19 protein-coding genes and 2 pseudogenes are annotated in these 23,907 nt (G+C 52.1%); 7 read left to right on the top strand and 14 right to left on the bottom strand.

Going from position 1 to position 23,907, the window contains the following annotated elements; genetic code table 11:
- Positions 1-29 precede the first annotated feature (29 nt).
- The gene (leuD, locus tag B145_RS0120955; protein WP_018609933.1) at positions 30-668 is read right to left on the bottom strand and encodes a 3-isopropylmalate dehydratase small subunit; all 639 of its coding nucleotides are present in this window, start codon (positions 666-668) and stop codon (positions 30-32) included.
- A gap of 2 nt (positions 669-670) precedes the next feature.
- On the bottom strand, positions 671-2,095 hold the full coding sequence (leuC, locus tag B145_RS0120950; protein ID WP_018609932.1) for a 3-isopropylmalate dehydratase large subunit: 1,425 nt from the start codon (positions 2,093-2,095) through the stop codon (positions 671-673).
- A gap of 60 nt (positions 2,096-2,155) precedes the next feature.
- Here leuC and B145_RS0120945 point away from each other — a divergent pair, with 60 nt between their 5' ends.
- Positions 2,156-3,130, top strand: a complete 975-nt coding sequence (locus tag B145_RS0120945; RefSeq protein ID WP_245541895.1) for a LysR family transcriptional regulator — start codon at positions 2,156-2,158, stop codon at positions 3,128-3,130.
- Positions 3,131-3,399: 269 nt separating this feature from the next.
- Here the strand turns inward: B145_RS0120945 and B145_RS0120940 are convergent, their stop codons facing one another.
- From B145_RS0120940 to B145_RS28850, 3 genes are all read right to left on the bottom strand, one after another.
- Complete coding sequence (locus B145_RS0120940) at positions 3,400-4,983, bottom strand: CehA/McbA family metallohydrolase domain-containing protein (protein WP_211209892.1); 1,584 nt, start codon at positions 4,981-4,983, stop codon at positions 3,400-3,402.
- A 631-nt stretch (positions 4,984-5,614) separates the two neighbouring features.
- On the bottom strand, positions 5,615-6,028 hold the full coding sequence (locus tag B145_RS29710) for a GGDEF domain-containing protein (protein ID WP_018609929.1): 414 nt from the start codon (positions 6,026-6,028) through the stop codon (positions 5,615-5,617).
- Positions 5,985-6,752, bottom strand: coding sequence for a PDC sensor domain-containing protein (locus B145_RS28850; protein WP_169558564.1), 768 nt, complete (start codon positions 6,750-6,752; stop codon positions 5,985-5,987). Before B145_RS28850 ends, B145_RS29710 begins: the two co-directional genes overlap by 44 nt.
- Here B145_RS28850 and B145_RS29705 point away from each other — a divergent pair.
- Positions 6,700-6,938, top strand: a pseudogene (locus B145_RS29705) (3-methyl-2-oxobutanoate hydroxymethyltransferase). The gene B145_RS28850 and the pseudogene B145_RS29705 overlap by 53 nt on opposite strands.
- A gap of 185 nt (positions 6,939-7,123) precedes the next feature.
- On the opposite strand, the gene B145_RS0120925 reads toward B145_RS29705, so the two are convergent.
- Together B145_RS0120925 and B145_RS0120920 are read right to left on the bottom strand one after the other, a co-directional pair.
- Positions 7,124-7,315: a hypothetical protein gene (locus B145_RS0120925; protein WP_018609927.1), complete on the bottom strand. Its 192-nt coding sequence runs from the start codon at positions 7,313-7,315 to the stop codon at positions 7,124-7,126.
- Positions 7,316-7,562: 247 nt separating this feature from the next.
- Entirely contained in the window at positions 7,563-8,444 is an 882-nt protein-coding gene (locus tag B145_RS0120920) for a substrate-binding domain-containing protein (RefSeq protein WP_083917839.1), read from the bottom strand.
- A gap of 577 nt (positions 8,445-9,021) precedes the next feature.
- On the opposite strand from B145_RS0120920, the gene B145_RS26510 reads away from it, so the two are divergent.
- The 5 genes from B145_RS26510 (at position 9,022) to B145_RS0120895 (ending at position 15,216) form a co-directional block, all read left to right on the top strand.
- Complete coding sequence (locus B145_RS26510) at positions 9,022-11,892, top strand: GLUG motif-containing protein (protein WP_018609925.1); 2,871 nt, start codon at positions 9,022-9,024, stop codon at positions 11,890-11,892.
- A 66-nt stretch (positions 11,893-11,958) separates the two neighbouring features.
- Positions 11,959-13,674, top strand: a complete 1,716-nt coding sequence (locus B145_RS26505) for a ShlB/FhaC/HecB family hemolysin secretion/activation protein (protein WP_083917838.1) — start codon at positions 11,959-11,961, stop codon at positions 13,672-13,674.
- A gap of 19 nt (positions 13,675-13,693) precedes the next feature.
- Positions 13,694-14,122 carry a TonB-system energizer ExbB gene (exbB, locus tag B145_RS0120905; protein ID WP_018609923.1) on the top strand — a complete coding sequence of 143 codons (429 nt, stop codon included), beginning with the start codon at positions 13,694-13,696 and terminating at the stop codon, positions 14,120-14,122.
- Positions 14,115-14,492 (top strand): ExbD/TolR family protein, encoded by a 378-nt coding sequence (locus B145_RS0120900; protein WP_018609922.1) that lies wholly within the window; start codon positions 14,115-14,117, stop codon positions 14,490-14,492. The genes exbB and B145_RS0120900 overlap by 8 nt, the downstream gene beginning before the upstream one ends.
- A gap of 40 nt (positions 14,493-14,532) precedes the next feature.
- Positions 14,533-15,216: an energy transducer TonB gene (locus tag B145_RS0120895; RefSeq protein WP_018609921.1), complete on the top strand. Its 684-nt coding sequence runs from the start codon at positions 14,533-14,535 to the stop codon at positions 15,214-15,216.
- A gap of 638 nt (positions 15,217-15,854) precedes the next feature.
- Here B145_RS0120895 and B145_RS0120890 read toward each other — a convergent pair.
- From B145_RS0120890 to B145_RS0120865, 7 genes and pseudogenes are all read right to left on the bottom strand, one after another.
- Complete coding sequence (locus B145_RS0120890; protein ID WP_018609920.1) at positions 15,855-16,577, bottom strand: hypothetical protein; 723 nt, start codon at positions 16,575-16,577, stop codon at positions 15,855-15,857.
- 267 nt (positions 16,578-16,844) lie between these two features.
- Positions 16,845-17,075, bottom strand: a pseudogene (locus B145_RS28300) (hypothetical protein); the annotation flags it as partial.
- 45 nt (positions 17,076-17,120) lie between these two features.
- Positions 17,121-18,422, bottom strand: a complete 1,302-nt coding sequence (locus B145_RS0120885) for a hypothetical protein (protein WP_018609919.1) — start codon at positions 18,420-18,422, stop codon at positions 17,121-17,123.
- Positions 18,423-18,487: 65 nt separating this feature from the next.
- Positions 18,488-19,399: a hypothetical protein gene (locus B145_RS0120880; protein WP_018609917.1), complete on the bottom strand. Its 912-nt coding sequence runs from the start codon at positions 19,397-19,399 to the stop codon at positions 18,488-18,490.
- A gap of 75 nt (positions 19,400-19,474) precedes the next feature.
- Positions 19,475-20,848: a hypothetical protein gene (locus tag B145_RS0120875; protein WP_018609916.1), complete on the bottom strand. Its 1,374-nt coding sequence runs from the start codon at positions 20,846-20,848 to the stop codon at positions 19,475-19,477.
- Positions 20,845-22,872, bottom strand: a complete 2,028-nt coding sequence (locus B145_RS0120870) for a hypothetical protein (protein WP_157288557.1) — start codon at positions 22,870-22,872, stop codon at positions 20,845-20,847. Before B145_RS0120870 ends, B145_RS0120875 begins: the two co-directional genes overlap by 4 nt.
- Complete coding sequence (locus tag B145_RS0120865) at positions 22,859-23,839, bottom strand: PDDEXK family nuclease (RefSeq protein WP_018609912.1); 981 nt, start codon at positions 23,837-23,839, stop codon at positions 22,859-22,861. Before B145_RS0120865 ends, B145_RS0120870 begins: the two co-directional genes overlap by 14 nt.
- Between the last annotated feature and the right edge of the window lie 68 nt (positions 23,840-23,907).

The raw sequence follows: 23,907 nt of genomic DNA, 5'->3' as shown, positions 1-23,907 counted from the left end.
CTGAACTTCTACAGTTTAGCTGCGGCTCGCTAAACCAAGCGTTTTCTTGTCGTGGCAGCGATGTCTTTCAACCATGGTTTATGTTGCCAGTGTGCTTGCGCGAATGCACGGATCTGGTCTTCCATGGAGAGCGTTGCACCAATCATGTCCAAGCCTTCCAGAAACATCCGGCGATGGCGTTCAGAGAGGGAAAAGGATGCGCTTTGGCTGTGACTACGTACTGTCATCGCCTCAATATCGATGCAAATTTGACTGTACTGCGGATTGATCACGTCACGCAGAATGGCTTCGACTGCGTTTTCCTCCAAGGCAACGAGTAACAAGTTATTGTTCATAGCGTTGGAGTAGAAAATTTCACCAAAGCTGGGGGCGATCACTGCCTTGATGCCGAATTCCAGCAAGCCCCATACCGCATGCTCTCGACTCGATCCACAGCCAAAATTCTGCCCTGCAACAAGAATCTTTGAATCAGCGTACGCGGGTTGGTTGAGTACGAAATCACCACGTTTATCTCCATTCGAGTCAAAACGCATGTCATACAGGATTCCATCTGCCAGGCCTGCCTTGTCGATCCGACGCAAAAACTGTTTTGGGATGATCTGATCCGTATCCAGATTGGCGATGGGAAGAGGTGCTGCAACACCTTCAATCTTGCTAAGCCTAGTCATGCTCATGCTCCCAGATTACGAACATCAGTAATACACCCCGTCACGGCAGCCGCAGCGGCCATGGCAGGGCTCATCAGATGCGTGATGGCTTCACGCCCTTGGCGACCCTCAAAATTCCGATTGGTGGTCGAAGCACAACGAATCCCCGGGGCGAGTACATCGTCATTCATCGCCAGACACATGGAGCATCCCGGTTGGCGCCACTCAAAGCCTGCATCCAGGAAAATATCTGCCAAGCCCTCAACTTCCGCCTGCCGGCGCACTTCGCCCGAACCGGGCACAATCATGGCGCGCACGTGCTTCGCCACCTTGCGCCCCTTGACGACTTCGGCAACTGCCCGCAAGTCTTCGATACGTGCGTTGGTGCAGGAGCCGATGAATATGTGCTGGACCGGAACCCCTTCAAGCGCTGATCCAGGTGAAAGCCTTGTGTAGCGCAGCGCCCGATCAACAGTCTGACGCTCTGTTTCATCCTCAATGCTGCTCAACTCAGGAATGCACCCTGTGATGGGAATTGCCTGATCCGGGCTTGTTCCCCATGTCACGTAGGGTTCCACATCTGCAGCATCGAAACTGTACTCAGCATCAAACGTTGCGCCAGCATCGCTGCGCAGATGACGCCAATCATTCAGTGCCTGGGCCAAGGACTCCCCCTTCAAATCCGGGCAACGTTGGGTAAGGTAATCAAAAGCCATCTGATCAGGCGCGATGAGCGCCCCGCGCGCACCCGCCTCTACTGCCATATTGCAAAGGGCGAAGCGGGCTTCAATGGAGAGCGCATGAATGGCTTCGCCACAGAATTCCACCGCATAACCACGTGCGCCTTGAGCACTGATCTTGCGAATGATCATCAGGATCAGGTCTTTGGAAGTCGTGCCGAAAGGAAGCCTTCCTGAAACGTGAATACGCATGGTTCTGGCAAGGCGATACACCAGCGTTTGCGTCGCCAACACATGCTCGACTTCAGAGGTGCCAATCCCGAAACCCAATGCACCCAATGCGCCGTAAGTGGTGGTATGGCTATCACCACAGAGAATCACCATGCCCGGTCGAACCATGCCATGTTCGGGAACAATGACATGCTCGACGCCCTGATACCTGTCGTTGGCGTCGTAAAAAGGGATGCCATGCATCTCACAATTACGTTTGAGGTTGGAAGCCTGAAGCGCAGAGTCTGCATCCTGAATGACGCGAATCGTCGTCGGGTGAGTGGGAATGATGTGATCGACCACGGCCAGATTCTGCCCCGGCTGCAAGACCTTGCGCCCCGTTTGCGCAAGCCCGGCGAATGCCTGAGGGCTGGTGTACTCGTTCATGATGTGAAGATCTGCATAGAGCAACACATTCTGGTCGTCCAGTCGGGCGACGGTATGTGTCTCCACCAGCTTTTCGTAAAGCGTCTTGCTTGTTTGTGTAGAGGTACTCATGTGCTTCCTGTACTGGGATGCGGGATGCTGCCCGAATGAGGCTATTTTTCAGAAGAGCGATTGGATTTACAATCATTAAAATATCAAACTGCTTTTAACTTAAACGCAAAAATGAACGTGCTTTCGGATATAGCCTTTTTTGTGGTCGTCGCCAAATCCGGCTCCCTGTCGGCTGCGGCACAGGAGTTGGGCGTTTCCACCGCCGCCGTCAGCCGTCGTCTGGTGAATCTGGAAACCCGCCTGGGTATCCGCCTGTTGAACCGGACTACTCGGCGTGCCTCGCTTACGCACGAGGGAGAGATTTATCTGCAGGAAGGCAAGCGAATCCTCAACGAAATGGAGGAGCTGGAGCAGAGAATCTCTGCCGGCCATGCGATCCCGCGTGGGATGCTTCGCGTCAATGCAAGCCTGGGGTTTGGCAGACAGTGCATCGCCCCTGCCATCGCGGACTTTGTGGAGAAGTATCCTGAGGTAGAAGTACAGATGCAGCTGACCGATCGCCCGATGAATATCATTGACGAAGGGTTTGATGTCTGCATCCGTTTTGGAGATGTCCCCGATGCGCGCATTACATCGAGGAAAATTGCGTCCAACCGACGAATGCTTTGCGCTGCCCCCGCCTATCTAGCGCTCAAGGGCGAGCCTCAGACACCGGCAGACCTGCAACGACACAATTGCATTGTGATCCGCGAAAGTGACGAAACCTACGGAACATGGCGCCTTCGATACGGTAGCCAGGAGGATGCGGTGAAGGTGCGGGGAACGCTCGCGACCAATGACGGAGAGTCAGCCCTGAACTGGACGCTGCGAGGCTTGGGGATTCTGCTGCGTTCTGAATGGCATATCGCCAAGTACTTGCGCACCGGAGAACTCCGGGAAGTCCTGCCGGAATGGCAGCTTCCCCCGGCAGACATTCATGCGGTATATCCCATGAAAAATCAGTTATCTGCGAAGGTCAGAGCATTCGTGAATCATCTTGAAAGCAGCTTTGAAAAATACCGGATTTTGAAAGATGGGGATGGCCGGTGCTGGTAATCGGCGTGAGCCGAAATTCCAGCACCGGAGCGCAAGCATGCAGAAAGCCCGAATTACATATCTGCGATATTTCGGTACTTCCTGCTTATCCAGAACGTTACGGCGAAGACGCTGTCTCGGCACGCTTCGCATACTTCTGTCGGGAGACGAAATCTCTATGCTACGTACTCCATCGTCATTCAGATAACGAAATGCCGCACGGAACTATTCAGCGACTTGTCAATGCAGTCAGGCCACTACGCAAAATACATTCTGTTTGAATGTGCATTTTACTGCACTGTTACGAATACTGGGTTTGAATAGAACCAAAGGCTGGCATAGTTTCTGTCGTTGATATCGTTGAAGCGTTGGGTGTTGTCCGTGGTTGTGATCTTCTGATCTGCTTGCGGCTCCCCCGCCACGGTCAAACCACTCACATCAGTACCAAGGTTGGTGCCACGCAGGCGGAAGTATTGGTTCTTGGTGGCAGTGGTGGTGTAGGTAACCGTGTTGTAACCGTCTGTATCCACTTTCCAGTCTGCACTGGTGAAGCGTTTGACGACCCTAGTCGTCGTATTGGTTGCAACACTATACGCAGCCGTACCGGAGGCTGCCTTGCTTGTCACATCACCGGCAATCAGGTCGATGTGGTCAACAATGGGCGTGCCTACAAAATTGCCACTATTGATGGGTTTTTCGTAATTGTTCTTGCTCGGACTCTTGAAACGGATAGTGAGTGTGACGCTTGCTCCGTTGGCTACGGTAAGCTCGCCGCCCATATCTTTCTTGTTTGAACCGTTGGCTGCATTGAAATCCAGTCCATTGATCAAGTCACCAAACACAGCGAAGACCTTGCCAGTGCGCAGGCCGTCAAGAATGCCTTTGACATCCCTGCTCTTGGTCCACACATAGTTTTTCGCGTACTCGCCAGGGAAATAGCCACTACTAAACTGAGCGGTTGTCTTGAAATGGCTGTCTGAATTGGCGGTAGTCCAGATGTGGCGGCCTTCGCCGAGCAAAGCGTCCCAAACACCGCCCACCTTGGCAACGAAGTAATCCGCGCCGCCATAGGTACGATTGACCAGAAAGGCGTCAGTGTAGGGTTTATCGTAACCACCGCGGTTTGGTTCCATCTGGTTGCCCGGCATGCCCTCTATGGTAAAAAAGATGTTGGGGGCCATGTCATTGAAGGTGCGCAGATCGTCGATGGTATAAACCGGTTTGCGCGAAGGGTGATTCAACTGCATGAAGCTGGTGGTCGGATAGTAGGTTTTGAGCCAAGTAATGCCTTGCAGGGCATCGGTAGCTGTGCTGTTATACCGCGTGCTACCGTACTTAGCTTTCCAAGAGGCTACATCGGTGCTGTTGAAAGTGCTTTCCGCTAAGGTGGTGAAAATGTACTGGAAAGCCTTGAAACCTCCAGTGTCGGGAATCAATTGGGTGCCGTCAGATCCGGTCTTGAATATACCAACGTTAATATGGTCATGGGTCGGCATATCCCACTCCGAGAGTGAGAAAATGCTCTTGTCCGCATACGTACCCGCTGCCTGTAACGCCTGGATGCGAGTAAGCTCATACTGCTCCATCCCCTGTGCAAACGGGATCGCGGTTGTGAGTGTGTTGCCGTTATTGTCACGGGAGGAAGAGCGTAGGTGATTGCTCACTGCCAACCAATCCAGCTTGTACGAGTTAAAGGCCTTGCCTAGCGCCAGATCCAGTGTCTGCGAAATATCTGCATCGTCAGATTGCGTCGTGTGGCTATGCAAATCGCCAACCGTCCATTGCCCCACCTCAGCAGTTGTGCCGCCGTTGTGACTGCTGTCATTGTTGTTATTACCACTATTTCCACAAGCGACGAGAGTCATACTTGTCATAAGGACAGTCAATAAACGAAGGGGTGTGGCGGAAAATAGGCAATGACGGGTGGAATGTGCTCGCATTTTAAAACCTCGCTGAAATGAGAGCCGCAACGCTTGTGGCGAGACGGCTCATTTCATTTTGGAAATGAAGCCAGACGGCTGCATGAAGAGCGCGAAGTGTAAAGATGCTTCGTGACAAAGATGTGAATTGTGTTGGAGATTGGGCACCTCGAATCAAATAGCCAAAGGTTTCTATAAAGGTCATCCAACCACGCATTGCCTAGTTGGGTTCAGACTATTTGGTCGCTTAGAACCTGCTATGGATATCCTGCAGCCGCTTCAATTTCGTTGCTGGACTAATGCACAGCCGTTGCTCATACCACCGGTGATGCCATTGATCGCCTAACATTGCCGCCTGACTCAAACCTACCGGCCGCCACGGAAGCCGGAGGAGATTCAGTACCCATGACCGCCAAAGCTCAAAACGCTCCACTCCTTACACCGTTCGATAAAATGCCATGCGTGACCACTGTTCATAGATGAGCATTCGGCGATCCATGACTTGTGTCTAAAAGACAGGATGTAAACACAAATCAGAAAATGCAAACAGTCCCAAAATGGATTTAATATGCTACATGTGTATAATCTATTCGCGGTATACCTCAACCCGGTTTCTTCCGTTCTGCTTAGCATGGTATAATGCGTTGTCTGCCTTCTTAAGCAACTCCTGCATACCATCCTTAGGATGGTTTAGGGTTGTGAGCCCAAGACTGATGGTAAAGGAGCAATTTTCGGGTCCAATTGAAGGTTGTTGCTCTGCCAGGTGTCTGAGACGCTCTGCTACGTCGATGGCAAGTTCTAGATCTGTTTTCGGCAAAATAACGCTGAATTCCTCTCCCCCGAGACAACCAAGTATATCTTGACGTCGTAGGGCTCCTCGCCACAGTGTGGCAGCTGACCTTAACACCTCATCGCCGACTGCATGCCAAAATCGGTAATTTATGCTTTTGAAATTATCAATAATGAGTATCTCTATGCTTTCGCCACGCAGCCTTGCCATTGAAAGCTCGTCTATTCATAACCGTTGTTAGTTCATCCACTAGTGCCAAATGCTGATAGCTTTGCTGAACTTTCAGAAGGGCTTTCTGCGCCCTATGAGTAGCCAGTGCCGCAACGAGAATAAAAAGAGTCAGAATTGCTACGGAAATAGATGCATAGGTTCGGATTTTATAAAATGCATACAACGCTTCGTCATAGCCTCTAGTTACTATAATGAACAAGTGAAGATCATCTAGGTATTCATAGCTGACAATATGTTTTATGCCGTCCGTGGTAGTGCTATTTGTGAGATAGGTCCCGGTAGGGTTCCCTTGTCGTTCTTTGTATGCTTGGCCGCCCGTAAATTTATTCCCAAGCAAATCCTTGCCAAAGGGGGTCCTAGATAGCAGAGTACCATCCTCGCGCATTAGCACAATGCACCCATGACGACTAATACGCCAATTCTCTTGAACGGCTAAAAGCCTGCCGACATCAACCGCGACGACAACGAATCGAAAGCCTGCAGCATCAGAGGGTAATTTGAGAGAAATCGGGATGCCCCACCTTCCTGTTAGACGCGCAATAATTGGTCTTCTCAAGCGCGCTTTTTCAATATTTTCAGAAATGGCCTCTTTAAAATAGTCTCGATTTCTTATATTTGCAAAGGCTGGGGCTTTTGCCCTGCTTATTGAGATGGTTCCCGGCGATATTGCCACCGCCATCACCGCAGCAGTTTCAATTCCCACCGTAGGTATTGGCGCAGGCAACGGCTGCGATGCGCAAGTGCTGGTTTGGCAGGATTACGCACAGGCCACCTCCCGCGTTTCGTCAAGCAATACGCCGACATGCATTCCATGTTATTCAAGGCAGCCCAAGATTATGCCGCCGATGTTAACTCTGGGACATTCCCTGGGGTTGAACATACTTTTTAGGTTGAGAAGGTTGAGGCTTTATTCAGAGGGCGAAGTCCGCTAAACCATGCAGTACAGACGGGTTGCATCCACCGGTTGAATCCGCACCGATAACCAGCCACCCAAATTCCATGAAATCATTTAGCGGCCAAAGCCGCTTCGATCAAAATTTGGTCTCATTTATTTCTAGAATTTCTCATCTATTTCTAGAAATCACAGATAGCTTCAGCATCAGTTGGGAGATCACGCACCCAGCAGTGACCACTGGCAGATATTGGAGTGCGCTTGCCAAAGCAGATCATCAGGCCATCCGAAGCATCCACGCCCAGGATCAGTTCTTCGGGCACCTGTTCGAACTTAGCGATGAACTGCTCGATCAGTACGCGATTCAAAGCCATGCAGTCGGCACGGCTAGCGCCAGAGCGGTCGCACAGTTGGCACGTACCAGCAAAGCGTAGAAGGCGCGATAATGCGCCTGACGCGCCCCGTGAGAACACGCGTAACCCCGGCAAGCGCAAAGCCCGCCTCAGCTCGAAAAGAGAGGCTCACACGGACAGACACACACCTCATGTGACCTGCCCGTGTGCAACTTCATGAATCAACAAAGCGCGCATCCCATTGAAGAGAGTACGCGCTAGGCACCAATCAGCCTGTTACACCATAACAATAACTGGTGATGATCGCCTTGCCGGATGTGCTCTTGATGAAGGAGATAAATTGATCCACAGCGGCGGCACTTGCACCACTGCGCCCACGAATGGCAACGCCATCCTGCAGGATTCTGTCGTGCGGCGCACTACCGTTGGCGGAAGTCTGAGTGTATTCATAGTAAGTCCCAGTCAAGGGGGTGACAATCGCGCCATTGCTACAGATCTGGGACTTGGCAATAAACCCCATATTGGGTGCAGAGCTGCTGCCAGTACTCGCCACTATTGCGTTGTAGGTGGTGCCAATCGTGGTGTACTGGGTAAAGATCCTGTCATACGCGCCCCCAGGATAGGCGATGCTATACATCCGGCTCAACACCTGCTTGGCAGCATTGCCATACGGCGCCGTAGTGGGGTTTGCAATGGCCACCTGACCATTGGCATAGACATAGCTTGCCGGATTGGGGAACCCGGCATATCCACTTGAGCCAACATTGGGGCCATACTTGGACCAGAGTACCAATTTGCCCTCTGCATAGAAAAACGGGGCTTGGACAACGCTAGGATAGCTTACGTACAAAGAAGTAGGTGTCTCGTCATCTGCAGAGAGAAAGAGGTCATAGGGCGTAGCACTTCCCGCAGACAGGACAGAAACAATCTCCGTCTTGAAATCCCCCGTGGCGCCTGAGGTCACGGTGAAGGATGCCCCTGAATAGCTCTGCCCTGAATTCTGGTATGCAGTGATCAGCTTGTTGAGTGGCGCCTGAAAATTGGCGGCCACCGCAACCTTGATCGTCTGCGCTTCGACCCCCGATGCGGCGAACATCAATACAGCGACGGAAACACACAAACCCAATCTTTTCATGAACTTGCTTGACATGATTTCCCCTTGCGTTAAGAAGCAGTAACGAACTGGAGTGCAACGGCTCTGGTAAGGCGCGCCAACGCAGGCAGTACGGCAAGGCGGCGCAACTACGCCAGAACCACTTTGTTACGGCTTGAATAAGGTGCCCTCCTTATGGGCCAGGCAATTCCCCATCCCGTTGGCAACACCACCATTACGAATGTCGTAATATAATATACAATATAACGACAGGCATACATAAGCAAAACCCGTACCAACAAAGAGAACTAACAGACGCAGCATAGACATATAGATTATGCAGGCTGTTCTGCTCAATAACATTGAGCACAACTCTCCAAACCCAACAACAATTGTATTCTTTAATACATAACGCGTGTTGATACAAGCATCAGAACACGAAATGAATGCTATTTTTCTTGCAATACGGTAATCAAGAATTACCTAAAGTCTTCCTAATTTTTCAGACAAAACTTTTTCACACTGCCTGCGCATAGTGCCAGCAAAGCAACCGAGACAGGGATGGCATAAATCATGCTGGATAGACCGTAGTTGTATTCATTAATACATAACGACATTACCCGGGGAATTCGTCATGCCGCTCAAAACCACTGCCCGCACACCTTGCCCAGTTCGACTCACAAGAATTCAGTTCGCCATCTCGGCCCTTTTTTGTCCAGCCATTGCATATGCCGCACCACAGGGCGGTACAGTTACCAGTGGCAGCGCCAGCATCAATCAAGCCGGACAGGTAACAACAATTACCCAAGCATCCCACAAAGCGGCCATCGACTGGCAGGGCTTCAGTATTGGCAATGGGGAAACTGTTACCTTCAAACAACCAGATGCTTCGGCGATAACCCTAAATCGAGTAATTGGCAACGAAAAGAGTGTGATAGAAGGCGCGCTGAATGCAAACGGCCGGGTGTTTCTTATCAATTCAAACGGCCTGCTATTCACAAAAGAAAGCAGTGTCAACACCGCAGGCATTGTTGCAAGCACACTGAACATCAGCGATGAGGATTTCAATTCGGGGCGCTATGTTTTCAAAGGCTCGGGGGGGCAGATCATCAACCAGGGGGCACTCACAGCAACAGAAGGCGGTTACGTCGTGCTGCTGGGGGGAAGTGTGTCGAACCAAGGCACGATCACAGCTACCCGAGGCAGCGCAGTGCTGGGAAGCGGCAAGCAAATCACCTTGAATTTCAATGGTGACTCACTTCTCAGCGTGAGTATTGACGAGGGCATACTCAACGCCCTGGTGGAAAACAAGCAAGCCATCTATGCCGATGGCGGACAAGTCATACTCACCGCCCAGGCGGCAGACGATCTTCTCTCCGCGCAAGTCAACAATAGCGGACTGATTCAGGCACACAGCATCAATGACCTCAAAGGCAGCATCGAACTATACGCTCACGGCGGCACAACATCAGTAAGCGGCACACTCGATGCTTCCGCCCCCAATCAGGGCGACGGCGGAAAAATCGAGACATCTGGCACCAAGGTGAAGATCGCGGATAGCGCCCATATCACCACACTCGCCCTGCATGGCAAAACCGGCACTTGGACGTTGGACCCGGATGGATTTGTCGTAGGCGCAGGTGGCGATATGACAGCCACAGCGCTTTCTTCCGCACTGGATCAAAACAATGTGGCGATTGCCTCCACGCAAGGCAGCGGCTCCAGTGGCGATATTGTCGTCAACGATGCCGTCAGTTGGTCAGCCAACTCCACGCTTACGCTGAACGCCAGCAACAACATCCGCATCAATGCGCCGATTTCCGTTACAGGGACCAGCGCCGGACTCGTGATGAACTACGGCGGCTACGCCACAACCGGAAGCACCACGAGCAACGGCGACTACCTTATCAATACAGCCAAAGGCGCGAACATCACGCTCAGTGGCACCCATGCAACATTGAGCATCAATGGCAATAGCTACACGCTGATCCACAGCATGGACGATCTGGCAGCCATCAGTAGCAACCCCGATGGTACTGCCACCGGCTACTACGCACTGGCCCAGGATCTGGATGCATCCGGCAAGACCTACACCAATTTTGTGGTCTCCACACTCACCGGAACCCTGGCGGGCATGGGCCACAAAATCAGCAAGCTCAGCATTACAGGCGTCAATGACGATAGCAAATACGATCAGAATGTCGGCCTGATTGCAAGTGCTGGCTCGTTCGACACCCGCACTTCTGTCATCCGGGATATTGGTCTTGTAGACGTCAACATCCAGGGCTATCAGAACGTAGGCGCACTGACCGGACAAAACTTTGGCAGCATCAGCAATACATATGTCAGCGGTTCGGTATCCGGCAACATACATGTAGGGGGTTTGGTGGGGGATAACCGGGGAGCAATAAGTTCCTCTTCGTCCAGCGCAACACTCGGCATCTCGACCACCTACGACACGTCCTACAGCGATATCGGTGGGCTTGTGGGGAGAAATTTCATGGGTAGTATCACAAACTCCTACGCAACAGGAAGTGTCACCACGATCTCTTCACAAACGCAGGATAGCCTGAGCAATATCGGCGGGCTGGCAGGCCGCAACACCAATGGAACAATCAGCGACTGCTATGCCACAGGGAATGTCACCACCTCAAGTCAAGCCTACTATGTGGGCGGGCTGGTTGGCACCAACGGCGGGGCCCTGGGTGTCATCAACTACTCATACGCCACGGGAAATGTGAAGGGCGGCGCTGGTGACGTAGGCGGACTGGCCGGGTTGAATGCCTATGGCGCCCAAATTGCCAACTCCTACGCCACAGGCAATGTTTCTGGCGTGATCAATACCAGCGGCATCAGCGGAGTGGGCGGTCTGGTTGGAGAAAATCTCGAAGGAAGCATTACCGATTCCCATGCTACCGGCAATGTATCCGGCAGCAGTGCCGCCACCGGCGGTCTTGTTGGAAACAACGGCGGCACCATCAGCCACTCATACGCCACAGGGGATGTCACGGGGACAAACAACACTGTGGGCGGACTGGCCGGCTACAACTCTGGAAGCATTTCTGACTCCAGTGCTACCGGCAATGTCTCGGGGGAGAATGCAGGTGGCTTGACCGGCGGCAACACAGGCAGCATCAGCAATTCAACCGCTACAGGTACTGTTGATAGCAAAGAGGAAACGGGCGACAAGCTTACCGGGACAAACACTGGCACCGTAACCAACAGCAGCTATCACGACGCCAAGGCAGAAGCGGCGCAACAAGCTCGTGTTGACAGCGCAACCCGCGTCACACGCAGCCTGCTTCAGCCCCGGCAGGCTGATACAGACGAAGAAGCGGATAAGGTGTCTGCTGTCAATTCAGCACTCTCGATTGATAACCACATCGTGGTACAAGCTCAGCGCAACTATGCGGCCAGCGTCAAGAACATTGAAGTTGATGGTGTAAATTTTGATCTGGAAGATACGAATGAAAACACGAAGCATAAAAAGAGTGGTGGGAATTAGGCATACCAATGAATCAACACTACCCGCTCATTAAATGCCCTCTCCCTCCAAACTGAGGCTTCCGTCATGTTTTCTGCCGTAATTTCGAGCAAACTCCCAGCCCCCTTGGCGCGGATTTCAATGTTGTCCGCACTGTCCTTCCTTGCCCCCTGGGCACTTGCCGCCAACCCGGTTACACCAAACTACGGGATCTCTGATGCTGTAAAAGATGCCAACGCACCGATTCCACCAGCCAAGGCCACACCTGCGGACACTCCAAACATCCATCAGGAGATGGACAAACCCATGGAAATTGCAGAGGGAGAGAAGATCCACATTCATGTCTTTCGCATTGAAGATGCCGAATTCATCGATGCCAAGGATTGGGAGCCCCTGCTCGCCCCCTATCGCGACCGAGACTTGAGCATGAGGGACATCAACGAAGCGGCAAGACTCATTACCGCGTTGTGCCGCAACCGTGGTTATATGGTTGCACGCGCCTACGTGCCTAAGCAAAACGCACAGAGTGGTGAATTGTTGATCAAGGTGGTCGTTGGTCGATACGGAGAATTGCACCTGAAGAATTCTTCTCCGGTCAGGGACTTTCTGATCCTGGGTGCATTTGAGCATGCGCGAGATACCACAGGCATCATTCAGCGTTCGGCGCTGGAACGTGCCATGCTGCTGGTCAACGACATGCCCGGCACCCGCATGCCAGATGTCAACATTGCCCCGGGGAGCACCCCCGAAAGTTCAGATTTCACAATTGACGCAAAACCTCGGAATCGGATCAGCGGCTACGTGGTGGCAGACGACTACGGCTCACGCTTTACCGGCAAGAATCGTCTCAGCACAGCCCTGGATATTCAAAGCCCCCTGGGTTTTGCCGACCGCCTTTCGCTCAGTGCAATGAGTTCAAAAGCCAAGGGCCTGCAAAATGGGCGTGGTGCCTATTCCTTCCCCTTGTCACTGAACGGATGGAGAGGAGAAATTGCGGCCTCACGTACCACATACAAACTGGGCGGAGAGTACGCCGACCTGCAAGCCACGGGTACTGCACATACTGTTGAAGCCACCTTCTCTTACCCCATTCTTCGCAGCCGGGACAGCAGCCTGTACCTTGCGCTCAACCTTGCCAACAAGCATTTGAAAGACGAAATCGCTGCGGTCAGCACCACCACGGCCAAACGCGCCAAGGTGGCAAGCCTGAGCCTGGAGCAAGACAGCTATGGCAAACTCGGGAGCATTGTCAGCCACACAAATGTCATGATAAGCATTACATATGGGCGACTTGGGTTTGATGATGCCGCACAGAAATCGGCCAATGCAGCAGGTGCCAACACTGTTGGGGATTACTCAAAATTCAACCTGTCTTTGACGGGCAATCTGACTTTCAATGCGCAATGGTCGTTAAGCTCCTGGCTACGCGGACAGCATTCTCTTGGCAAGAATCTAGACGGCAGCGAGCAACTGAGTATCACTGGCGCAAGTGGTATCAAATCGTTTTCTGAAGGGGTGAGTGGCGACAATGGCTTTCTTCTAGGTGCCGAAATCAAGTACGCGCTACCTGCGCTGCTTGGGTTCGAAAACTCGTCGGGCATATTCTTCAACTATGGCAACGTGCGTGCTGCTCATAGTGGTTATACCACTACAGGGGATAGCAGTATTGGCGAAGCGGGGTTGTCCTATTCCGTCTCGAACAGCCATGTGTTTGCCCGTATGCAGATATCTCAACCGATGGGCAATCATCGCAAGAATGATCATCACAACAAGGCATTGGCGCAGATTGGCGTACTGTTCTGACAAACCAGGAGTTCAAGCGATGAAAATGGATTGGATATCAGGTGCAATCGATTATGGCGTAATCGGGATCCTAATATTGTTCAGCATCACGGTAGTCGCCATTGCACTCGAGAGGATCATGTTTTACCGCAGCCTGGAAGTAATGAATTTTCCTGACATCAAATCACTGGAGCTTGCCCTGACAGAAAAGTTATTTGTCATCGGATCAATTGGCAGCAACGCACCCTATCTGGGATTGTTGGGCACCGTTCTTGGAATCATGCTCACTTTCTACAACATGGGTCTGGATGCAAGCATGGAACCCAGCAAGATCATGACAGGGCTTTCCATAGCACTCAAAGCCACCGCTATTGGCCTGATTGTGGCGTTGGTCGCCGTATCGGTCTACAACACGCTGCTACGCAAGGTAAAGGTAATCATGCTGCAATGGGAGATCAGCCATGGATGAAAAGCCTTTTGACACGATCAACGTAATACCCTTCGTTGACATCATGCTGGTTCTGCTCACCATTGTGCTTACAACCTCAAGCTTTATCGCCAGTGGCAGAATTCCGATTCATCTGCCTCATGCAGCCCAGAGCGCGGAGCAACCGCAGCAGACCAAGACCATTGAGCTGGATGCGCACGGAGCAATATATTTTGATGGCAAGCCCTTGAGTGCAGAGGCCCTCAAGGCAGAACTCACGCCCCTGGCAAGAGATACTCCCTTCATCATTCGTGCAGACAAGGATGTGTCGCTGCAAGGATTCATCAATGTAGCCGACATACTCAAACAACTGAATTTTGTCAAAGTTGCAGTGCAAACTGCAGCGCATTGAAAATCAGTACTTGCCAAGAGGATCACACCAGGGGAAACGTATGTCAGGTTACGACAAGAACAAGTCGGTTCGATATGCAGTCATCACCTCAGTCGCCCTGCATCTTGGCTTGTTCGTCCTTGCCATGCCACTGTGGCGTCTCCCTCCCGCTCAGAAGGCATCAGAAAAACTCGCTCTTGAACTCTACGGCATGCTGGCAGAACCCCCCGCCCCCGCTCAACCAAGGCCCATCAAGGCCGATCAGGCGGGGAAGACGCCGGAACAGATACCACACCCCAAAGAGCCTGTAACCGCTGTTGCCAGGAATCAGGATTTATCCCCTGTCGCACAGGCAGTTTCTCCGCCTGACGTATCTGCGGCTACTGATGCAGGCGTCGCCCCCAAAAAGCCAGACGACGAAACTTCGGTAAAGACATCAAGTACTGCAAACCCAAATGCGGATGAACTGAGACGGTACCTGGTGAAGATCAAGAAAAAATTCCAGAGCAATCTAGTGTACCCTGAAGAAGCCAAGAAAGAAGGCTACGAAGGAACGCCGGTTATCAAGTTCACCATCACAGAGAGCGGCAATATTCGATCCAATACGCTGACGATTGCCCACAGCAGCGGCTATGCCGTCCTGGATGCCAACGCGATCAAGACAGCCATGCTCAGCGCCCCCTTTGACCATCCCAGCCGGGAAATGGAAATCGCCATACCTGTGTCGTTTGAGGTAGACCGGTGACCCGGATTGATAGGCAAGCTTCGGCGAGATGAGTTCGTCCACCGCCTTCGAAATCGACTCAAGTTCCTTTTGCGCAGCAGGCATCTTGCGGTCGAAGCTGACCCACCCATGAGCATTAGGACCCACTTCCAGTCGCAGTTGTTCGGCAAGAATCCGCACCACGGTCGATACAGCTTATTCCCCATTGAGTGTTAGTCCGCTTCGGGCCGAAAGTGGCTGCCAGTTCTCCACACATCCACCGACCACTTCGACCGAACAGCCGCTAAACCATAAAGAAAAGAGCCCCCGGAAAATCCGAAGGCTCTATCTTTTTTCAGCATGTCTGCAAAGTTTCAGATCTGCCGGGAATCTCCGACAGATTTTATTGCAACCCGACAGACTTTATTGTTCATTATCATATTGTCAAAAATAGAGTTTGTAACATAACGAGACTGCATCCCTGAACTGTTGCAGTAAGTAAAGAAATTTGCACGTTCTGTCACAAGATGGAGCTATCGCCCTTCTCTGCACAGCCTGGAAATAAAGTCTGTAACTCCACAAAAGTTCATGTGCGCAAGGTACCACCTTGTCATCAAGGCTATTACTAAGAGCTAGAGACACGTAGCAAAGCCTTTCACGTTGGCTACTGTTTCTCTTGCTTACTTAATGCCCCAGAACACCTCCGCTGCGCTCTTTGTCACGCGCAGGGAAATCAGCAAGATTAAAAACAGAGGCCAGAGTCCGGTGAACGTCTTCCAACGTGACGCATTCGATTCATCTACGAGCACGGGGTCCTCCGCTGCATAGGCTGCATACCCAGCGCTGATGCACCCCTCAATGAGCGCCGGGCCGAAGTTAGCGGGAGGCGCGTCAAGTTGAATCGTTCGAGGACAAACGGCACCGACGATAGATGGAGACAGGTACCCATCGCCCTCCACTACAATCCCAAGTGTGCGCAAACTGCTGCATTGAGCTGTGCCGAGCCGCTGATGAACGAGACATTCGTCGGAATATGCTTGCCGAAGCATGGATCTAGCGACGCTGCGGCTCTGCTCTATATTATGCTTTATGACTGTTCTGTACGCGTCAGCGGAAATCTGAGTTGCTTGAATAGCAGCAAAAGCGACGGCAATTGCGGAAGCAGTAACCCAAACTAGGTCTATTACCTTAAGGTGATAGGCTGTCAATTTATTGCGGCGCAGCCCTGCCCAACCGACAAAAAAGACCGTGCTTGAGACAAGCGTAACAAAGACCCATTGAGCAGTGTCAGAGATGATTTGGTAGTCACCAGGATGGATGACAAAACCATAAGCCAAGCCAATCAGCCCAGCGAACAATAGAACAGCGGCTGCTACGCGTTGAAAACCTGATGAGATATTCATTTGATTGGAACCTGCGGTGACAAATAATCAGAATAACGGCGGACGGTTCGTATCACCAATAGGTTAAAGATGCGAACAACGTCATATACCTTAACAAAATTTCGCGGAAAAAGCATAAACACGGCGCGACAAAGTAATAGCCTCCGACTTACCGCTTTGTTTCATTTGATGCTCGCTCGCGAAGGATATTGGCACCGCCGGGATTAGCTGCTGAGCGGCATCGGCCATGGGGCGAAGCCGGGATGAAGCTGCATCCAGGTCATACCCCTATTGATCCGGCCAAGTAAAGTTTAAATTTTCATTCAGCATATTTCCCCGTAACCCCTGGCAGAATTTCATGACTCGCTCGGGCGACTGCTCAAGCTCCTGCATGTGCTCGGTTGCCGCCGCCTTGAGCTTCGCTTTTGTTCGCGCGGGCTTCTTTGAGTCGATAGCGTGTTTGAGGCCTGCGTTCAGGCACTCCTCCGGATTGAGCTCCGGGCTGCAGCTGGGCAGGTACCGCTTCTATAGGACTGCTTATGCGGCTTTTTTGGTGCTACTTGTTCAGCGTTGCCCTAATCCAAAGGGGCTTGATTGCCAACCAGGAATCAGACGCCCCCGCTTATACCAAGTCACAGTGGAAAGGCCCATAGTCTTCACAAAAAGGCCGAACGGACACAATTCCTTGTTTGATGCACGTCGGAACGGCGCATCTATGCAATCACTATTAATGAGTTCCGGCGTATCTCCCTCGCAAGTCGAATACAAAGGACAAGAGGTCGTATCATTCTTAATATATTCCGAAAATTGATATACTATCAGCATTTGTATAAACTGCGACTTCGATGAATCATCGCCGATCGAGGTGCCCAGCTGTTCACTTCCATTGACAATAAGTGGAACTCCCAGCCTTGAGAGCAGTAGGTTCATCGTCTCGCGGAACTGGTCAGTGTTCATCTGGTATAAGGCAGAGAACAACCCCCGCCCAGCGATCAGTTCCTGAGTGGACCTCAAGGTCTCGGAGAGCCAAGCATAGATTAGGGGAAAGGCATTTTCTGGGAACAGACGTTCCAATGTTTCTTGGAACTGCGCATAACGCTGCGCGATTTTTTCTGCGATCGTTCGAAAAGGAATGTCTTGTGCTAGCCATTCAAGTTGCAAAATAAAATCAATAAATTCGTCATCATCTGCAAATTCCACCCCTTCGAGTATTCTACTTTTGATATCTCCGATGACGACCATAAGACGGCGTGCTGGGTTATCGTTCAAAAGACAATACTCTGCCAACGCGATACGTTTTACATCACTCAAATACCCTAGCCCTTCATGCTCAATGACTAAATCAACTGTCCGGTATGGAAGATCAGGCAGCTTGTTATCACTAGGAAAATGACGCGCTTCAATCTTGGAGGCGATGTACTCGAGAAAATCTCGAGCACCAAAATGATAATCAATGATACCAATACCCTGGAGAAGGTACTTGTGTAGCTTGTAATTTTTGCCTTCAATGGCCGCTTCCTGCAGTTCAATTCGATTGATTTTCTCGACATTGTCGCAAAATGAGCAGTCTCCCCAAGTGGTTTGGTTTATTTTTGTTGCGAGGGAAATATCCTCATTGGAGTAGTCATTTGGTAAGTGGATTTGCCCTCTTTCTCGTGCATTCTCAATTTTCGACATGAATATCTCGAGTAAGACAGTATTTTCTCGCATGCAATATGGCAAGATTAGATCTTGAAGTAAGTGAAGATACTCGTGAATGAATGTGGACTCATTTTCTTTCGCAAGCTGTTCCGGCGGTTCGTCAGCCTCAATTCGGATAATAAAGAAAGCCGGCTCATAGCTCCCCTCCGTACTCTTCAAAAACATGTTTTCAGTCACCTTCTCAGTCGATATGCGTATTCTTGGCTCTTACGAATTATAAAGGTGACAGGCTATACTGGAGTAGGTCTCTTGAAAAAACCATCCTCCCCATGATTCAGAAATAGGTCATGAAGGACGTAGCTCGCTTGTGTCCTACTCAGGATAGCATCGCGCTGAAGTCCACTGACGGTTAAGCCCTCGGCGTAAACCCAGTCGGCTCGTCGTCGGCACGCGCCGACGAGAAAATCGTCAGCCCGCTTCATGGAAATGTAGTTGTGCTCAACGAAGGCGGCAGTATCTTCAATTGCAGCCCAAAGCAGAGCAAAGACTTGAGATACCGAATACTCAGCGAGCAGGGTTTTGAGCAACGGGGCCATATCCCATACGCAGGGGATAGGAAGGCCTTTTCTGACGGCGGTTATGTCAGCGAATTCAAGGCATTCTGCGATCGCGAGCTCAATCCATAGCTCACTGACCTCTTCAGCCCAGCCAAGAGGCCACGCCCGACTGGCAACAAGAGTTTCCAGTTCCTGGATAAAGACTACAGGATTTCGCATCAGCAGTTGCCAATGCACATTTCCTAGGCTCCAGCTGAGTTGGCCTTTCGTGTCGTCAGGAAATGCTTTCAGCGGCGAGTCTGGTGAGGGCACAGCCAGTTGATGCGTAGTTATAAGGAGCGGGAAACCTGTTTGAAATTCGAGGGTATATGGTGCAATACGCGGATGGCCGTCATCCAATGCACCGACGGTAGTCGGCGTGATCCACCCTCCGTTGCGGACGATACAGAGCAGCGAAAACGCGGCTCTTGCGGACAATTGTTTGGGTGAAATGTCACGTACGGAATAGTCCCACTGGGCGGCACAGTAATCGGCAATGGCTTGGCGTCGCCGTCTGCTCGCCGCGAGCTTGATCTCCTCTCGGCGAGCTTTGCTGTGCTCTCTGGAAAGACGGGTCAGTACGTCAGAATCACGAGCAGTGGCCATTAGTTCTAACTCCCAAGACGATAGAAATACGTTTGCGAAGCATATTGATGTTCATGGGCAGCCGGTCGGGCGCCGTCATGGCTTTTCCATGAACTCTGAAAATCCCTTCAAAAGCTCATCTTTCGTTGCTCGCGGCTTGTTGAGCTTCACAACCTTTGCTGACTGTGTTGCAGGCGGTTTTTCGAGGTAAGCCAACGCCTCACGCGCCTCTGGATCCAAAGACGATTTAGCGTAGGACTCTAGGACTCTGCGTTTGTGCTCGGCGATCGCTCGGTCCGCTTGAACGACTACAGAGTCCTTCTTTATCGATGAATTGATCTCTTGGACGTTGTCGCTGATGAATGCCGGAGCGGCAAAATTGCACCAGAGGTCATGCCTTTGCGACTTGCCTGTAATGACTTGGAGTTTCAAAAGCTCTACATCTTGGCGTTCGGCATAATAGCCGCCAGATTTGTATGCCATTTCAATGTCTTGCGGCGAGATGTATTCGCGTCCGCACCGCCTCGCAGAACTGTACGCCTTGAGGAGTAGCTTTGCGGAAAAGCCCTTTATTCCGAACGTGAAGTGATGAATCATCTCGCCATACCGGGCGATAGAGATGGATTTGTCTGTGCCGCAAAGCTCGTCGGCCACTCCGAGTTGTGCGGCCAGCGTTGCATGCCAGTCTGCGCTATCTGCAGAGTCCGGATACAAGACGAGCGTCTTCTTGAAAAGACGCGATCTTTCTTGCTGGGGGCGCTTCTCTAGGCGTCCCACCATGTCGTAATTGACGCAATAGACCAATGGCGGACCAAGTCGGCTGAGCTGAAGCAGAATTTTTGCCGCGTTGGCGTGTGCTTCCTGGCTGGTGGAGATGAACTGGAACTCATCCGCAAAAACGAGTGACACTCCTCGGGCATGTGCAGCTTTTGAGGCGACTTGCAGCAGATCTTCCCCTAGCACCTGCTTTTGCGCCTTCAGCACCTCGGACAAAAAGGGTCTGAGCAGACTGGGCAACGTTACGCCGGTTTTTACGGTCATGGGCCAAAGAGGCTGCACCGGATAGGAGGGAAGATTGTCCAGCGCAATGATGTCGTGACGATCGTTCAGTATCCGTTCTAAGGCGCCGAGAATTCCTGATTTTCCGACACCGGAAAGGCCGGTCAGACAAATCAGAAACTTCGGTTGCTCCTCCGTCAAATTACTCTGGTAGCAACGTCTTCTGAATGTTTCTTCGTCAGGGTAGTGGGCGATACAGTGTTCCGCTGCGATAGTCAGGAAATGTCGCAGCAACCGCCGCATCTGGTCGGTTGGCTCTACGGTTTTTTCGAGCGCGACGCCGAGTCTGAATTCGGCAGACTCTGGCGTGAGCCGACCGAGCCCCTGCAAGGCGGGTGGCGAGCGGCGGATGTATGCGTCGAGTTGCACGTCCGTCAGATCGTTCTTCAATGTGTGGGCGAATGGGTTCATGCGGATTTTCTACGCTTGCTCTTGAGTGCGCGAATCTCGATGGAGTCGAACGCATCGCGTTTCTTTGGACGATAGTTTCTGACCGAATAGTTCCCCCACTCCTTGCCTGTCGCCTGCTGAAAAAGATGGCGTGCGGAAACAGCTGCGGCTGCAGCGCCGCTTCTCTGAGAGGATTCCAATTCCCGCCGGAGTTTTGCTTCGGCAATGAGATCATTCCGCGAAAGAAGTCGCAGCCCGAATTTGTCGCGAAATGGCAGGCGTTGTTCCAGCTTCATGAGGCGGCCTTTGACCTCCACCCACAAATACAGGAGGCAAAGCTGCATGCAAAAGCCCTTCAGTCCGACGGTCTGGCCTGGCATGACCATGTCCATGATGCCGCTGGCTTCAAATTCATCGGAGTAGAAATTTCGATCCTCGACCCAAATTCCCCCTTCACGTAGTTCGACGGTCAGGGGGACGAGAAATGCGCGCACGGCGGCCTCCTCGCTGATCGAGATTCCGTCGTTTTGCCCGATCGAATCAAGGTCGTTCCAGATGGCATATGGCGTTGGAGCCTCCATGTCGCGCAAACGATCTCCCGCGATGTAGGTACTGACATCGCTGGTGTGGTTGTGCAAGGCTGCCAACGCAAATTCGCGTTGCGCCAGCTGGATCATGTTTAGTTCGGAAATGCGTTCGGATGGACGGCCTTCCCGTGTGATGGTGCGTGGATGCGAGCTTTCGATTGATGCTTTCCCCTGCCCTGAATAGGGGCGGGGCAACTCACGAACAGGAAACTGCGACTGCAAGTCGTTCACGATGGCCGCTGCGGGGGCAGATCCTCTGTCGGGGATGAGGTGTGCGGGAAGACCCCGGCACGGCCACGGCAGAATGCCATTCCCGATGCCGAGCATCGCGGCATACTCGTGCTTGTCTAGACTCATCGAGAACAGCATGCTGCGATAGCCTTCTGCCTCCTCATTCTCGACAGAGAATCCTATTCCGACGATGCACTTGCTGCGCAGGCACTTCGCCCTGACCACGACCAAGCGAGGCATGGCTTTGCCAGTGATGGGGGAGATCGGGCATTCCTCAACGTAATACGCATCAACTTCCACCCGTTCAAGAAGGTTACTGACTTCTTCGGAGAACGAGCCCTTGGAAAGGGATTTCTTGTTCCGTATACGCTCCAAGCCGTACAGATTGCGCTGAACCCAATCGATACCAAACGAGATGATGACTCGATAACGAAACTTCCCGTAGCTGTCAGGAAATGGCAGTCCCTCGGGATGATAGAACTCCCATTGGCCTTTGCTGTTCACACGGCCCCGCACCCCCCAATCTTGCATGATCGCGTCACGATAGATTTCTGTCATCGGTTTTCCAGGCCGCATATGTCGTCTGTAGGATTCGCATATAGCTTCAGCCATCGGAAGACTCGCAAAGCCATGGAGCTTTCCTTTGCTGAGTGACGGTCTGCCCACGGGGGCGCGGTAGCCCTCGTCGCCACTACGGTCATAGCGCCCGGTGTTGTGAAATTCTGGATACAAGGCGAGCAAATTTCGGCCAAAACAGATGTACGCGAAGAACCATTCCGCAAGTCGCGTCCTGTTCTGTTTCTTTGGGCCTTGAGCTGCGACTTCGTTGATGATCGAGAATGGGTTGTTTGCGGCGAGTATCTCGGGCAATCGCACAAGGAGCGGTTCGATGTAGGTATAGCGTTGTTCGGCGCGACTCCTATTTGTCAGCATCGCTGACTGTCGCTTCAAGTCCATGGCATCAATGTCCATGCCCGCGATGTCCGCCAGCCATGGTGGTACTGTGGCCTGCTTTTCACAGACGCATAGAAATCGTTCGCGTACGGCCAGCTGAAATCTGTCTTGATCGATGCGATGTAGGTGAACCCGCCGGCCGGACCTCTGGGTGGTGAATTCGACCAGTGTCTTGAGGCCGGTGATCATGCTGCCCCCAGCATATGAATAGACTTTCCCCTTCTCGAAAGACAGATAGCCTTCCGGAAACTCCAGTTGCTCACCGATCAACATGAGCGCCCCTGGCAAACAGTGCTGCGTATCGGACAAAAGGATCGAAGATTTCCGAGCACAGGGGAATGTTGTCGCCTAGGGTCTGAAACAGATCCACACGGACTACCCGGTGCCATATCACCTGTTTGATGAATGGTTTTGCATCTTCCTGAACTGGGCAGCTGAATTGTGCTGCCAGTCTTTTCGCTATCTCATACTGAGGTGTGTCGGTGTCGATGCATTGCCGCACAAATTCAACTGCTTCATCGTATCGGCTTGAAGCTGGCTCGATCGATGTTGATCTGTTGTGCCACAAGATCAAATTGAGCAGGTTGCTGACGAACGTTTTGTCAAAGGTCTTCAGGGTGATTTGATGGGTGGGGATCCCTGCGTCAGCGTAGAACTCGCTTTCGATTTCATGCCGCTGTAGAACGGACTGCTGCGGCGTGTTGCGCTCCGACTTCTTTGACATCGCGAACGGGCTGCGTACAAAGTCCTCGGCGCGCTTCTTGACCGTCCAGTTGATGCAGTACGGGCCGTTGTCATCGCGTAGAAATAGCAACAGATCGCCTAGGAAGGGGAAGGGCAACCAGCGAGCGTTGTTTTGATCCCAGGTCTTTGCATGCCGCGTGAGCCATCCTTTTTCGGAGGCGATTTCCAACGTGCCCCGCAGCGGCAGCAGATTACAACCGATTGCTGTGGGGTGCCCAACGAGAGGGTGTGGTGCAGCACAGACTTCCAGCATCCTCTGTTCCTGAAGATCGAACAGATTTGGATTGTGCAACGCGACCAGCGCGGCTGCCCGTTCCGGCAGCGACAGTGTGACAATGTCGCGACCGACGAGAGCTGACCGAAGCGCGCTCGGGCGACTTTCGGACGGCAACTCTCCAATGGAAAACCGGGTTGCTGGCTGATATTCAGCCCCCCAACGTCGGACGGCCTGGCGGTCCAGAATCTGACGCAGGCGGGCAAGCGTTGGCCGGCTCACCGGCCACTCCTGAAAATTTTCATGATCACACCTCTCTGTGTGCGTCGGTCTAACCTACCAGCGCAGGG

The sequence above is a fragment of the Uliginosibacterium gangwonense DSM 18521 genome (assembly GCF_000373965.1).
GTDB lineage: Bacteria > Pseudomonadota > Gammaproteobacteria > Burkholderiales > Rhodocyclaceae > Uliginosibacterium > Uliginosibacterium gangwonense.
This window is presented reverse-complemented; position numbering and strand designations above follow the sequence as displayed.